The sequence below is a fragment of the Streptomyces sp. NRRL B-24572 genome (assembly GCF_002156145.1).
Lineage (GTDB): Bacteria > Actinomycetota > Actinomycetes > Streptomycetales > Streptomycetaceae > Streptomyces > Streptomyces vietnamensis.
In genome coordinates this window covers 1-13,247 of record NZ_MWIG01000385.1, presented here as the reverse complement: position 1 = coordinate 13,247, position 13,247 = coordinate 1, and the positions used below count along the sequence as shown (strand labels likewise).

Sequence of the window (13,247 nt, the reverse complement as noted above, 5' to 3'; positions counted from 1 at the left end):
CGGCGAGGTCGGTGGCGGTGTGGGCGCCGTACGGGGTGCAGGCGCGGGCGCCGACGAGGGCGACGGAGCGCAGGGCCCAGGTGCGGAGGTCGGCCGGGCCGCGGACCCAGAGACCGATGGGGCGGGCGTCGCCGAGGTCGTCGAGTTGACGTGGCCATTCGGTGTCGCCGGGGACGAGGAAGCGGCCGCCGAGGCCGTGGACGGCGTCGAGGTCGTGGCCGGGGCGGGCGGCGGTGGCCCGTTGTCGCCAGGAGGCGATGCGTTTGGCTCCGGTGCCGGGGAAGGCTCCGAGCACCTCCCCGGTGTGGAGGAGGCGGTCGAGGAAGCCGGTGGCTCCGTACCGGCGGAGCCAGCGGCCGGCGTGCTCGTCGCCGGGCTCGACGGCGCGGCTGAGGGTCGCGCGGGCCAGGCGCTCGTCCGTGGGCACGGATGTGGTGGTCATGCGCGCTCCCCCGCTCCGACGGGCACGCCGCGGGCGACGCCGGTGCGCAGTTCGAGGGCGAGGGCGAGGTCCTGGCCGTCGGGCCGGTCGTGGCCGGTCAGGTCGGCCACGGTCCAGGCGACGCGGAGGACGCGGTCGAGGCCGCGGGCGGTGAGCAGTCCGCGTTCGATGTCGCGTTCGGCGGTGGCGAGGGCTCCGGGTGCGGCGAGGTAGCGGGTGCGCAGCTCGTGTCCGGGGATCTCGCTGTTCACCCTCCAGGGGGTGCCGGCGAGGCGCGCGGCGGCGCGGGCCCGGGCTTCGTGGACGCGGGCGGCGACGGTGGCGGTGGTCTCGCCCCGGCCGCCCTGTCCGAGGAGGTCGGCGCGGGTGACGGGTTCGACTTCCACGCGGAGGTCGACGCGGTCGAGCAGGGGTCCGGAGAGCCGTGCCTGGTAGCGGCGGACGACGGAGGCGGGGCATTCGCAGCCGGCGCCGTACAGGGTGTGCCGTCCGCAGGGGCAGGGGTTGGCGGCGAGGGCGAGGAGGAAGCGGGCGGGGAGGCGGACGACGCCGGCGGCGCGGGCGATGACGACGTGCCCGGACTCGAGGGGCTGGCGGAGCGCGTCGAGGGCCTTGCTGGAGAACTCCGGGGCTTCGTCCAGGAACAGCACTCCTCGGTGGGCCAGGGAGACGGCGCCGGGCCTGGGAAGGCCGTTCCCGCCGCCGACGAGGGACTGCATCGTGGCGGAGTGGTGGGGTGCGCAGTAGGGGGCGCGGCGGACGAGGGGTTCGCCCGGCGGGAGGATGCCGCCGACGGAGTGGACGGCGGTGACCTCCAGGGATTCCTGCCGGGTGAGGGGCGGGAGGATGCCGGGGAGGCGCTCGGCCAGCATGGTCTTTCCGGCGCCCGGCGGACCGGAGAGGAGCAGGTGGTGGCTGCCCGCGGCGGCGATCTCCAGGGCGAGGCGGGCCCGGTGCTGGCCGGCGACGTCGGCCAGGTCGGGTCCTTCGGCGGGATCGGCGGCGAGCCCGGTGCCGATCCCGGCGCCGGGGACGAGGAGTCCGGCGAGCATGGAGTCGGGCCGGCCTTCCTCGGCGGCCTCCTCGTCGGGGACGGGTTCGTCGGCGAGGACGGCGATCAGCTGGCGGAGGCTGCGGACGCCGAGGACGGAGACGCCGGGCACGAGGGAGGCCTCGCCGGCGGTCTGTTCGGGGACGACGACCTGGCTGTATCCGGCGTCGGCGGCGGCGAGGACGGCGGGCAGGACGCCGCGGACGGGCCGGACGCGCCCGTCGAGGCCGAGTTCGCCGATGAGGACGAGGTCGGCGATGGCCCGCGGGTCGATCCGCTCGGCGGCACCGAGGACTGCCGCGGCCACGGCCAGGTCGAATCCGGAGCCACCCTTCGGGACGGATGCCGGGCTGAGGCCGACGGTCAGTTTCTTCTGGGGCCATTCGGCGCCGGAGTTGACGACGGCGGCGCGGACCCGGTCGCGGCTCTCGCTGAGGCTCTTGTCGGGGAGGCCGACGAGGGCGAAGGCGGCGACGCCGGGTTCGAGGTCGGCCTGGACCTCGACGACGACGCCTTCGACGCCGACGAGGGCGACGGAGCAGGTGCGGGCGAATCCCATCAGGCCACCCCCTGGGCGTGGGTGAGGACGGGGGCGCCCTTGCGCGGCAGGACGATGCCGACGAGGTCGATGCGGACGCCGCCGGCGGGGGCCGGGCTGTCGCTGCGGTCGAGCCAGCAGTCGGCGAGGCGGCGGAGCCGCTCGGCCTTGCGCGGTGTGACGGCGGCCATCGGGTGTTCGTAGTCGCCGTCGCGTCGGGTCTTGACCTCGCAGATGACGAGGGTGTCGCCGTCGCGGGCGACGATGTCGATCTCGCCGGTCCGGCCGCAGCGCCAGTTGCGGGCGAGGATGTGCATGCCGGTCGCGGTGAGCCGGCGGGTCGCCAGCTCCTCCCCGTACCGTCCGAGGGCTTGGGTCCTGTTCATGCGGTACCACCTCCGTCACCGACTGTGACGGAGTGCGGCGGGCCGCGTGCGGCGCTGTGGACGGGCGGGAGGCTGTGGAAAACTCCCTCACTCCTGGGGGTGAGGGCCGGGTCAGCTGCCGGGCAGTTCGAGGTCGCTCTTGTTGAGCTCCTCGATGTTCACGTCCTTGAAGGTCAGGACGCGGACCTGCTTGACGAACCTGGCGGGCCTGTACATGTCCCAGACCCAGGCGTCGGCCATGCTGACCTCGAAGAAGACCTCGCCCTGCACCGAGTGCACCTGCATCTCGTAGTCGTTGGTGAGGTAGAAGCGCCGCTCGGTCTCGATCACGTATTTGAACAGCCCGACGACGTCGCGGTACTCCCGGTAGAGCTTCAGCTCCATCTCGGTCTCGTACTTCTCGAGGTCCTCGGCGCTCATGGCATGTTCCCCTTCAGCCGTGCGTCCCCCTATTGTGCGCCAGTCGTACGCGCCCCTAAACGATTTCCGGGGCGAGAACCAGCGGTGCACTCGGAGGTCCCTCGTCGAGCAGCGTGCGCAGCAGCTCGGCGAGCCTGGTCGGGTACACCGTCTCACGGGCCGCCGACAGTTCGGCGGAGGTCCACCATCTCAGGCCCGCGAGGCTGCGGGTCTCCAGTTCCGTGAGGGCCTGCGGCCGGGGCTCCGCCTCGGCCCTACGGGTGCGGGCCAGGTAGTACCACTCGTCCTGGTCGTAGCGGCGTCCGTCGAAGGGGAAGGAGCAGAACCGCTTCCAGAGCACGGGGCCGAGGTCGACCTCGGTGATGCCGGTCTCCTCCGCGAGTTCGCGCAGCGCCGCCTCCTCCCGGGTCTCGTCGCCCTCCAGGCCGCCGCCCGGGGTGAACCACCAGGTGTCGGCCGGGTCCTCGGGCTCGTAGCCGTGCAGGAGCAGGATGCGGTCGTCCGGGTCGAGCAGCACGACCCTCGCGACCTGCCGCGCGACGAGCCCCGCCCCCGCAGCCGTGTCCGTCATGCCCCCACCTTCTCCCGTACGCCCGGTCGCGGCCCCTCGGGCCGGCGGCGGGTCAGGAGGCGCGCCACCGGACCGTACGCGGAGCCCACGAGGATCAGCGCGGTGCCGGCCGCGATCGCCGTGAGGAGCGCCTTGAACGGTCCCGGTCGCGAGCTGCCGCCCGGGAGTCCGGCGAAGCCCGTGGCGGGCTCCAGGAGACCCTTGGCGGGCCAGACGACGGCGTCGACCCTGCCGACGACCATGGAGCGGGGCACGGAGCCCTGTCCGGCGTCCTCCAGGTGCGTGCGGGAGTCGAGCGAGACGTTCCGGTCGTCGCCGAGGAGGAAGAGGCTGTCCTTGGGGACGGTCACGGAGAACTCCTGCCCCGAGGCGACGGTCCGGCCGTCGGCCCCGGGCCGCAGGTACGGCTCGGCGACGGGCGTGCCGTTCACGGTGAGCCGCCCGTCGCGGTCGCAGCAGGCGACGGTGTCGCCGCCGACGCCGGCGACCCGCTTGACCATGGGCGAGGCGCCCCACAGGGGGTCCTTGAAGACGACGACGTCACCGCGCCGCACCTCGTCCCCGTCGATCCGCTCGGCGAGGATCTTGGACCCGACGTCGATGGTCGGGGTCATGGAGTCGGTGGGGACGGTGAACGGCTGGTAGAGCACGGCTCCCCAGACGAATCCGCCGAGGAAGAGCACACAGCCGACGGCCACGGCCAGCCCCGACAGCACGCTGCCGAGGCGGCCGTGGCCGTCCTTGGTCCGTATGGTTCCGCTCATGTGCGCACCCCGTAGGTCTGTCGGCGGACCGTAGGCCTGTCGACGGTCCGGGACGGCACCCTACCCGCGGGTCGCTACTCGGCGGTATGCCGTGCGGCCTGCTTCTTCCGGCGCCACAGCACGAGCGGGAGCGCTCCGGCCAGACCGACCGCGCCGGCGGGGGCGGCGGTCATCGCCTTGTTGAGGGCGGGCTGGTCGAAGACGTCGGGCACGGGGAGCGTGGCCCAGCGGGTGACCGGCCAGGCGACCACGACGGCGCGGCCCACGACCTCGTCGTTGGAGACGGTGCCGCCGCCGGGGAGCTGCTGGTGGAAGCGGGAGTCCAGGGAGTTCTGGCGGTTGTCGCCCATGACCCAGATCCGGCCCTCGGGGACCTTGATCGGGCCGAAGGAGTCCTGGCAGGGCACCGCGCCGGGGGCGAGGTACGCGCTCTCGTCGAGCGCCACGCCGTTGAGGACGACCTTGCCACCCTCCTTGCAGGAGACGGTGTCGCCGCCGACCGCGATGACGCGCTTGATGAGGTCCTTCTCCTCGGCGGAGGGCATGAGGCCGATGAAGCTGAGGAACTTCTGCACGACGTTCGGCTTGGGGGTCTCCTGGCCCTCCAGCCAGCCGCCCGGGTCGTGGAAGACGACGACCTCGCCGCGCTCGGGCTCGGAGCCGAACCAGGGGGTCAGCTTGTCGACGAGGACCCGGTCGCCCTTCTGGAGGGTGTTCATCATCGATTCCGAGGGGATCGAGAACGCCTGCACCAGGAAGGTCTTGATCAGCAGGGCGAGCACCAGGGCGATGCCGACGAGGAGGGGCAGCTCCTTCCAGAAGGAGCGCTGCTTCTTCGGGCCCCTGCCGGGCCCGCCCGCCGCTTCGTCGTCACCCGCGCCCGGCGTGCCGCCGCCCGGCGGCTGCGCCTGCTCGTCACCCGTCACGTCGCCACCCGTCGTGTCATCGCCGAAGGCCCCGTCGGCCCTCTCCTCGGGCCCATCGTGTCCGGATCGTGCGCCGACGGCCAAATCCCCCACATCCACTCCTCAGTCCGTGCGAACGCCCGCCCCGGGTCAGGGACAGGCCCACCACTCCCATAACGAGCAGAAGTTCCGCAGGGGTCGGGAGCCCGGGCAATCCGTTCAGATTCCGCTGGGACACACTATGCGAAAGATCGGATGCGGTCCCGGAACCCGCACTGGCATTCGGTACGGCGGAGAAGGTCTCCCGTTCCTCCAGGCGGCGCCAGTGCCCGAAGGGCCAGGCGATCACCACGGCCCGCCCGACGATCTGCTCCTCGGAGACGGTGCCGTGGCCCTCCTCGTCGAGGTGGAAGCGGGAGTCGGCCGAGTCGGAGCGGTGGTCGCCCATGACGAAGATGCGGCCCTGCGGGACCTTCACCTCGAAGGGGATCTTGGACGGCGGGTTCCCGGGATGCAGGTACGGCTCGTCCAGCGGCACGCCGTTGACGCTGATCCGCCCGTCCTCGCCGCAGCAGCGGACGGTGTCGCCGCCGACGGCGATCACCCGTTTGATGAGGTCCCGGTCGTCGGCCGAGGGCAGCAGTCCGATGAAGGTCAGGGCCTGCTTGGCCTGCTTGATGCCTACGGGGTCGTCGGCGGGCGGCGCGGCCTCCTGCTGGAGCCAGCTGCCGGGGTCCTTGAAGACGACGACGTCGCCGCGCTGCGGGCGGGAGCCGAACCAGGGCGTGAGCTTGTCGACGAGGACCCGGTCGGAGATCTGGATCGTCTGTTCCATGGAACCGGAGGGGATGACGAACGCCTGGACCAGGAAGGTCTTGAGGACGAGCGCGATCAGCACCGCCACGGTGATCAGGATCGGGATCTCCCGGACCGCGGAGCGCTGCCGGCGCCGTCTGACCCTGCGGGCCAGTCTGCGGCGCTCGGCCCGTCCGGGCAGGGCGGCGGGACCGTGGTCGGTCCCGGCGGACGAGCGACCGCGACCTCGGCTACCCATGGGCCCCCGCCCCGTGTCCACCGGCCGGCGGGGCCGGTACGGCGTCGAAGGCGTCGGTTCCGGGCACGGTGGACCAGCGTCCGAAGGGCCAGGCGATCCAGTCGGCGCGGCCGACGACCTTGTCGACGGGGACCATGCCGCCGCCGGGGTTGCCGAGGTGGTCGCGGGAGTCGCTGGACTGGCTGCGGTGGTCGCCCATGACCCAGAGCCTGTCCTGCGGGACGACGATGTCGAAGGGCACACTGGAGGGCCGGTCGCCGAGCATCACGTACCGCTCCTGGACGGGGACGCCGTTGACGGTGAGCCGGCCGTCCTTGTCGCAGCAGACGACCCGGTCGCCGCCGACGCCGACGACCCGCTTCACGAAGTCGGTCTCGTCGGGTTCGGCGAGCCCGAGGGCGGCCGCCCCGTCGTGCAGGAGCCCGGTGACCGGATTGCCCCGGGGTTGTTCCCGTACGAAGGAGCCGGTGCCGTCGAAGACGACGACGTCGCCCCGGGCCGGCTCGCTGCCGAAACGGTACGCCAGCTTGTTCACGAGGATCCGGTCGCCGACCCGGAGCGTCGGCTCCATGGAGCCGCTGGGGATCAGGAACGGCTGGATCACGAAGTGGCTCAGGAGCAGCAGGAAGACCACGCAGGCGCCGCCCACGAGGGCGGTGCGCCGCCAGGAGGGGGTGCGCTCCGTCTCCTCGGAACCGCGTGCGGAGTCATCGGAACCCCGTGCGGAGTCCTCGGGTGCGCGTCCGGAGTCGCCGGAAACGCGCGCGGAGCGCGACCCTTCCTCCGTACCGGACGAATCCGTGTCGGAAGAGGGGTCGCGCTCCGTGTGCTGTGCTTCGGTGTCCATCGCTGGCAGAGCCTATCCGGCCTGCCTGTGCGAGGAGTCGGAAGCGGTGGGCGTGCCGGGAGCCGGGGCTCAGCGGTCGCGCTTCTCCTTGATCTTGGCAGCCTTGCCGCGCAGCTCGCGCAGGTAGTAGAGCTTGGCGCGACGGACGTCACCGCGGGTCACGAGCTCGATCTTCTCGAAGATCGGGGAGTTCACCGGGAAGGTGCGCTCGACGCCGACGGAGAACGAGACCTTGCGGACCGTGAAGGTCTCGGAGACGCCCGAGCCCTGGCGGCGGATGACGACGCCCTTGAACTGCTGGATACGGGAGCGGTTGCCCTCGATGACGCGGACGTGCACGTTGACGGTGTCGCCCGGGCGGAAGGCGGGGAGGTCGGAGCGGAGCGAACCCGCGTTGACCTGGTCGAGCAGGGAGGCCATGGAGGTCTCTTTCCTCGCTGATGCCACAGGTCATCAGCGGTACGTTCGAATGATTCGGGGCGTCGTCCGTTTCTGGCGGCGTCGTTCCCCCTGTGGCAGGGGCGCGCGCCGGACGGACGACAGCGGCCTATTCTTCCACGCCCTCGACCCTGCGCCAAAATCGGCCGCCGGGCTCGGGCGCCCACCCCAGCATGGAGAGGATCTCGCGGTCCTTCTTGTCGAAGGCGGACGGGTCGCAGCGCTCGATGAGGTCGGGCCGGTTGGCGACCGTACGGCGGAAGGCCTCGTCGCGCCGCCAGCGGGCGATCTTGCCGTGGTGCCCGCTGAGGAGGACGTCGGGGATGCCCCGGCCGCGCCACTCGGGGGGCTTGGTGTAGACGGGGCCCTCCAGGAGGTTGGCCATGGCGCCGGGGGCGAAGGAGTCGTCCCGGTGGGACTCGGCGTTGCCGAGGACGCCCGGCAGCAGCCGGGCGACGGCCTCGGTGACGACGAGGACGGCCGCTTCCCCGCCGGCGAGGACGTAGTCGCCGATGGAGACCTCGTAGACCGGCATCCGGGTCGCGTACTCGTCCATGACGCGGCGGTCGATGCCCTCGTAGCGGGCCGGCGTGAAGATCAGCCAGGGCCGCTCGGAGAGCTCGACGGCGAGCTCCTGGGTGAAGGGGCGGCCGCTGGGGGTGGGGACGACGAGGACCGGTCCGTGCGCGCCGGCCTCGTAGCCGTCGGCGAGCGTCTGGTCGAGCGCGTCCCCCCAGGGCTCGGTCTTCATGACCATGCCGGGGCCGCCGCCGTACGGGGTGTCGTCGACCGTGTTGTGCCGGTCGTACGTCCAGTCGCGCAGGTGGTGCACATGGACGTCCAGCTGTCCGCGCGCGCGTGCCTTGCCGACGAGGGAGACGTTCAGCGGTTCGAGGTACTCGGGGAAGATCGTGACGACGTCGAGCCTCATGCCGACTCCTCGCCCTCGCCCTCGGAGGAGGCGCCGTCGTCCCGGGAGGAGACGATCTCGGCGCGGTCGTCGATCAGGCCGGGCGGCGGGTCGATCACGGCCCGCTGCTCCTCCAGGTCGATCTCGGTGACGATCTCCCCGACGAAGGGGATCATCAGCTCGGTGCCGTCGGGGCGCTCGACGATGAAGAGGTCCTGGGACGGCAAGTGGGAGATCTCGGTGATCACGCCGATCTCGGTGCCGTCGGCGAGGACGACGTCGAGGTCGATCAGCTGGTGGTCGTAGTACTCGTCCTCCTCCTCGGGCAGCTCCGTGGGGTCGACCTCCGCGATGAGGACGGTGTTGCGGAGGGCCTCGGCGGCGGTGCGGTCGCGGACGCCCTCGAAGCGCAGCAGAAGCCGGCCGCTGTGGACGCGGCCGCTCTCGATGGTCAGCGGCCCGGCGGAGGCCGGGTCCGTGAGCAGTACGGCACCGGGGCCGAGCCTCAGCTCGGGCTCGTCCGTCCGCACCTCGACGGTGACCTCGCCCTTGATGCCGTGGGCGCGGCCGATCCGCGCGACTACCAACTGCACTGCTCCACACTCTCCTGTCACACAGCTCGTACGTACGACAACGGGCCGGGGTGGGCTCTTCAGCCCTCCCCGGCCCGTGCCGGCACAACTAAGGTGATGCTGCCGACCTGCTCAGCGGACCTGGTCCACGTCGACGAGGTCGACGCGGATCCCCCGGCCGCCGATGGCGCCCACGACGGTGCGCAGCGCACGCGCGGTGCGGCCGTTGCGGCCGATCACCTTGCCGAGGTCGTCGGGGTGGACCCGGACCTCCAGCACGCGGCCCCGGCGCAGGTTGCGCGAGGCGACCTGCACCTCGTCGGGGTTGTCGACGATGCCCTTCACGAGGTGCTCGAGAGCCTCCTCGAGCATGATCAGGCCTCGGTCGACTCGGTGGACGCGGCCTCGGCCTCGTCCGCCTTCTTGTCGGCCTTCTTGGCCTTCGGGGTGATGGCCTCACCCTTGTCGTCGCCGCCCTCGAGGGCCTTCGCGAACTCGTCGAACGAGGCGCGCTTGGCTTCCTTGGTGGCCGGGACGAGCAGAGCCTTCTCGGGGGCCGGCAGACCCTTGTGCTTCTGCCAGTCACCGGTGAGCTTCAGGATGGCGAGAACCGGCTCGGTCGGCTGGGCGCCGACGGACAGCCAGTACTGCGCACGCTCGGAGTCGACCTCGATACGCGACGGGTTGTACGTCGGGTGGTAGAGGCCGATCTCCTCGATCGCGCGACCGTCACGACGGGTGCGCGAGTCGGCGACGACGATGCGGTAGTGCGGCTGGCGGATCTTACCGAGGCGCTTGAGCTTGATCTTGACTGCCACTGGAGTGGTGTCTCCTGGTCTTGACGTGGTTGGGCACTTGAGATGCCACGTGGGGTTGCGGTACTCGGATGCCCGATGGACGCGTCAGCCGGAGGAGAGAGGGGTCCTATGCGACTGTCGAGTACAGCTAGCCATTGTGCCACACGCCGCCGACTCAGTTGGCAGCGCCCACTGTCTCGGGGATGCGGAAGGGCTTGCCGCAGCCGCCGCAGACGATCGGGGCCTGGGCGAGCACCGACGGCACCACGCGCACGTTCCGCCCGCAGTCGCAGACGGCCTTGACGCGCACGCCGCCGCCCGAGGAGCCGTGCCGGGCGGCCGGTCCGCGGAAGGAGCGCTTGGTGTCGGCGGCCGTGGCGACCGTGTGCGCCTTGAGGGCGCGCTGGAGCCGCTCGATGGTGGGCCGGTAGCGGCGCCGGGCCTCGGGGTTGAGCGTGACCAGGGAGAAGCCGCTGCTGGCGTGCGGCTCCTCGGGATGGTCGAGGCCCATCTCCTCGGCGATCGCGAGGAATCTGCGGTTGTGGTAGCGGCCGGCGCGGGAGGTGTCGCGGACACCTCGGGCGGCGGCGATGCCGTGGACTGCCTCGTGGAGCAGTCGCTCGAAGGAGAGCTCGGCGCCACAGGCGGACGAGGACTCTCCGATCAGGGACTCGGGCGCGGCAAGATCGGGCAGCTCGGGGTGGTGCCGCTGAATGTCGGCCCACGCCTGTGCCAGCTCTGCGGCGAGAACAGGGGGTGTCGTGCTCACGTCGCGTACAACGAGCCGGAGTGCCCCCGGGTTCCATTCCGGGGCATCCCAAATATTTTGCACGTACCCGTCAGTTGCCTTGATGTGTCCCGACGTGGGCCAGTGCCCCCGATCTGCGGAGAAGTCACGCAGAGAACGTCAAGTCGGCGCCTAGTGGCGCATACGCCCCGGCGCGTGGCCGCGATGCGCGCGCCCCCTGGAGGCCGGAACGGCCCGGGGAACTGTTGCGAGGACATTACCGGGTCCGTGCGCAAGGCGGCGCACCGCCCCTCTCCCGGGTGAATCGGTCCGGTGCGAGCACTGGACGCGGCCGGGGAAGCGCAGTTCCCTGACTACGGGGGGCTGTCGTCCGAGCACGGATTGGGGCGCTTTTCCATGACACCTACGCTCGTCCCGCACCACCCCGCGCGCGACTGGGCCGAGATCCAGGAACGCATGCTGGTCCCGCTCTACGAGGCGGTGTACGACCGCCTCGGGGTGGGCGCGGGGTCCCGCCTGCTCGGCCTGGGCTGCGGCTCGGGCCTGGCCCTCCTGATGGCGGCGGCGCGGGGCGCCCGGGTGGCCGGCGCGGACCGGGACCACGCGCGCGTGGAGCTGGCCAGGGAGCGGCTGCCGGAGGGCGTCACGATCACCGAGGAGCCGCCGGAGTCCGTCACGTACGACGTGATCACGGCCTTCCACGCGACGGACGAGATCCTCCCCGGGCTCCGGGCTCTCACCCGTTCGGCCCAACCGGGCACGGCGGTCGTGCTCGCCGGGTGGGGGCCGCCGGAGCGGTGCGCCACGGAACCGGTGCTGCGGATCGCGGCCCGGCTCGCGGACCGCGGGCCCGCGCCGGGGCCCGACCTGGACGCGCTTGTGGCCGGGGCGGGGCTGCGGCCGGCCGGCTCGGGCCGGGTGGCGTGCCCCTTCGGGTACGCGAACGAGGGCAGCGCGGTGCGCGGGCTGCTGTCGACGGGCGTCTTCGACGAGGCGGTCCGGGCGACGGAGCCCGCGCAGGTGGAGAAGGAGATCGAGGAGGCACTCGCCCCGTACGTCCGCCCGGACGGGACGGTGTGGATGCCGAACGTCTTCCGGTACGTGGTCGCCCGGGTGCGGTAGGGGGCCTGCTCGGACCCGGTGCCGTCGGGCCTGCTCGGACCCGGTGCCGAAGGGACCCGCTCCGACCCGGCGCCGTCGGCCCGGCACCGTTGGGCCCCCTTCGCCCCGGCGCCGTCGGGCCCGGCGCCGAAGGGCGCCCGCTCCGGCCCGGGTGCCGTGAGCCGCCCCAGCCCGCACCCGCCTCAGTCCTCCTTCCTCAGGCGCGGGATGCCCGCCGCCCGGTACGCCGCGTCCTCCTCCAGGGTCTCGTTGGCCAGGAGGGCCTCGGCCAGGGCGTCCAGCTGGTCGCGGTGCTCGCGGAGCTGCCGCAGCGCGCTCTCGTAGCACTCGTCGACGATGCGGCGCATCTCCTCGTCGACGGTGTCGAGGGTCGCGGGGGCGGCCGAGAGCCCGTACGCCTGCTGGGCGTCGCTCGGGATGGCGGTGAGGCGGCCGACGCGCTCGCTCATGCCCCAGCGGCCGGCCATCCCCCGTGCGATGTTGGTGACCTGTTCGAGGTCGCTCTCGGCGCCGGTGGTGATGACGCCGAAGACGACCTGCTCGGCCGCCATCCCGCCGAGGGCGCCGATGATCCGGCCCCGCAGGTAGTCCTCGGTGTAGGCGTACTTGTCGGCGTCGGGGGTCGACAGGGTGACGCCGAGGGCCCGGCCGCGCGGCACGATGGTGATCTTGCGGACCGGGTCGGCGCCGGGCTGGAGCATGCCGAGAAGGGCGTGGCCGCTCTCGTGGTACGCGGTGCGGCGCCGCTCCTCCAGGGGCATCACGAGCGGCCGCTCGGCGCCGAGCTGGACCTTCTCCAGGGCGTCGGACAGATCGGACTGGGTGACGGCCCGCTGCTGGCGCTTGACGGCGAGGAGGGCGGCCTCGTTGGCGAGGTTGGCGAGCTCGGCGCCGGTCATGCCGGGGGTGGTCCGGGCCACGTGCTCCAGGTCGACGTCGTGGGCGAGCGGGATCTCCCGGGTGTGGATCTTGAGGATGGCCTCGCGGCCGCCCCGGTCGGGCGGGTTGACGTGGACGATCCGGTCGAAGCGGCCCGGCCGGGTGAGGGCCGGGTCGAGGACGTCGGCGCGGTTGGTGGCGGCGAGGACGATGACGCCCTCGGAGCCGGTGAAGCCGTCCATCTCGGTGAGGATCTGGTTGAGGGTCTGCTCGCGCTCGTCGTGCCCGCCCATCCCGGAGCCGCCGCCCCGGGCCCGGCCGATGGTGTCGATCTCGTCGATGAAGATGATCGCGGGGGCGACCTTGCGGGCCTCGGCGAACAGCTCGCGGACCCGGGAGGCGCCGACGCCCACGATCATCTCGATGAACTCGGAGGCGGAGGCCGAGAAGAACGGCACCCCCGCCTCGCCCGCGACGGCCCGGGCGAGCAGGGTCTTGCCGGTGCCGGGCGGGCCCGCGAGGAGCACGCCGCGGGGCATCTTGGCGCCCATCTCGCGGTAGGCCTGCGGGTTCTTCAGGAAGTCGACGACGTCGTTGAGTTCGCCCTCGACCTCGTCGATGCCGGCGACGTCCTCGAAGGTGGTGCGCTTGCCGCCCTCCAGCTCGACCGGTTTCGGCGGCTGCTTGCGGCCGAGCATGCCGCCCGCGCCGCCCATGCCCGTGCTCACCCGACGGGCGATGAACACCCACAGCACGACGAGCAGCAGCATCGGCGCGAGCGAGATCAGGAGGTTGGAGAGGAC

17 protein-coding genes are annotated in these 13,247 nt (G+C 72.3%); 1 reads left to right on the top strand and 16 read right to left on the bottom strand.

The genetic code is table 11. The features are described 5' to 3' along the window. The 15 genes from CCN56_RS22815 to CCN56_RS22745 all read right to left on the bottom strand — a co-directional run. Positions 1 to 442 (bottom strand): DNA-processing protein DprA (locus CCN56_RS22815; RefSeq protein ID WP_179199953.1); only part of this gene is annotated, 442 nt, incomplete at its 3' end. Then, positions 439 to 2,052 (bottom strand): YifB family Mg chelatase-like AAA ATPase, encoded by a 1,614-nt coding sequence (locus tag CCN56_RS22810; protein WP_086829529.1) that lies wholly within the window; start codon positions 2,050 to 2,052, stop codon positions 439 to 441. The genes CCN56_RS22815 and CCN56_RS22810, both read right to left, overlap by 4 nt. After that, positions 2,052 to 2,417: a YraN family protein gene (locus CCN56_RS22805; RefSeq protein ID WP_086829527.1), complete on the bottom strand. Its 366-nt coding sequence runs from the start codon at positions 2,415 to 2,417 to the stop codon at positions 2,052 to 2,054. Before CCN56_RS22805 ends, CCN56_RS22810 begins: the two co-directional genes overlap by 1 nt. 111 nt (positions 2,418 to 2,528) lie before the next feature. After that, a complete protein-coding gene (locus CCN56_RS22800; RefSeq protein ID WP_005311352.1) occupies positions 2,529 to 2,837 on the bottom strand; it encodes a DUF2469 domain-containing protein in 309 nt (102 codons plus the stop codon). Between the two features lie 55 nt (positions 2,838 to 2,892). Continuing rightward, positions 2,893 to 3,408, bottom strand: coding sequence for an NUDIX hydrolase (locus CCN56_RS22795; RefSeq protein WP_086829525.1), 516 nt, complete (start codon positions 3,406 to 3,408; stop codon positions 2,893 to 2,895). After that, positions 3,405 to 4,172 carry a signal peptidase I gene (gene lepB / locus CCN56_RS22790; protein WP_086829523.1) on the bottom strand — a complete coding sequence of 256 codons (768 nt, stop codon included), beginning with the start codon at positions 4,170 to 4,172 and terminating at the stop codon, positions 3,405 to 3,407. Before lepB (CCN56_RS22790) ends, CCN56_RS22795 begins: the two co-directional genes overlap by 4 nt. A 74-nt stretch (positions 4,173 to 4,246) precedes the next feature. Continuing rightward, positions 4,247 to 5,182, bottom strand: coding sequence for a signal peptidase I (gene lepB, locus CCN56_RS22785; RefSeq protein WP_086829521.1), 936 nt, complete (start codon positions 5,180 to 5,182; stop codon positions 4,247 to 4,249). Beyond that, on the bottom strand, positions 5,115 to 6,131 hold the full coding sequence (lepB, locus tag CCN56_RS22780; protein ID WP_086829519.1) for a signal peptidase I: 1,017 nt from the start codon (positions 6,129 to 6,131) through the stop codon (positions 5,115 to 5,117). Before lepB (CCN56_RS22780) ends, lepB (CCN56_RS22785) begins: the two co-directional genes overlap by 68 nt. Next, positions 6,124 to 6,978: a signal peptidase I gene (gene lepB, locus CCN56_RS22775; protein WP_086829517.1), complete on the bottom strand. Its 855-nt coding sequence runs from the start codon at positions 6,976 to 6,978 to the stop codon at positions 6,124 to 6,126. Before lepB (CCN56_RS22775) ends, lepB (CCN56_RS22780) begins: the two co-directional genes overlap by 8 nt. Positions 6,979 to 7,047: 69 nt before the next feature. Further along, entirely contained in the window at positions 7,048 to 7,398 is a 351-nt protein-coding gene (rplS, locus tag CCN56_RS22770; protein ID WP_015036473.1) for a 50S ribosomal protein L19, read from the bottom strand. A gap of 127 nt (positions 7,399 to 7,525) precedes the next feature. Beyond that, positions 7,526 to 8,347, bottom strand: a complete 822-nt coding sequence (gene trmD, locus CCN56_RS22765; protein ID WP_041131460.1) for a tRNA (guanosine(37)-N1)-methyltransferase TrmD — start codon at positions 8,345 to 8,347, stop codon at positions 7,526 to 7,528. Beyond that, complete coding sequence (gene rimM / locus CCN56_RS22760) at positions 8,344 to 8,919, bottom strand: ribosome maturation factor RimM (RefSeq protein ID WP_086829516.1); 576 nt, start codon at positions 8,917 to 8,919, stop codon at positions 8,344 to 8,346. Before rimM ends, trmD begins: the two co-directional genes overlap by 4 nt. A gap of 111 nt (positions 8,920 to 9,030) precedes the next feature. Then, a complete protein-coding gene (locus CCN56_RS22755) occupies positions 9,031 to 9,270 on the bottom strand; it encodes an RNA-binding protein (RefSeq protein WP_020868149.1) in 240 nt (79 codons plus the stop codon). Positions 9,271 to 9,272: 2 nt separating this feature from the next. Beyond that, positions 9,273 to 9,716: a 30S ribosomal protein S16 gene (rpsP, locus tag CCN56_RS22750; protein WP_030325634.1), complete on the bottom strand. Its 444-nt coding sequence runs from the start codon at positions 9,714 to 9,716 to the stop codon at positions 9,273 to 9,275. 154 nt (positions 9,717 to 9,870) lie between these two features. Continuing rightward, positions 9,871 to 10,464 carry a hypothetical protein gene (locus tag CCN56_RS22745; RefSeq protein WP_030690647.1) on the bottom strand — a complete coding sequence of 198 codons (594 nt, stop codon included), beginning with the start codon at positions 10,462 to 10,464 and terminating at the stop codon, positions 9,871 to 9,873. Between the two features lie 375 nt (positions 10,465 to 10,839). Between CCN56_RS22745 and CCN56_RS22740 the strand changes: the two genes are divergently transcribed. After that, the gene (locus tag CCN56_RS22740; RefSeq protein ID WP_086829514.1) at positions 10,840 to 11,565 is read left to right on the top strand and encodes a methyltransferase domain-containing protein; all 726 of its coding nucleotides are present in this window, start codon (positions 10,840 to 10,842) and stop codon (positions 11,563 to 11,565) included. 182 nt (positions 11,566 to 11,747) lie between these two features. Here CCN56_RS22740 and ftsH read toward each other — a convergent pair. Then, the coding region (gene ftsH, locus CCN56_RS22735) for an ATP-dependent zinc metalloprotease FtsH (protein ID WP_086829512.1) at positions 11,748 to 13,247 on the bottom strand (1,500 nt) is incomplete at its 5' end.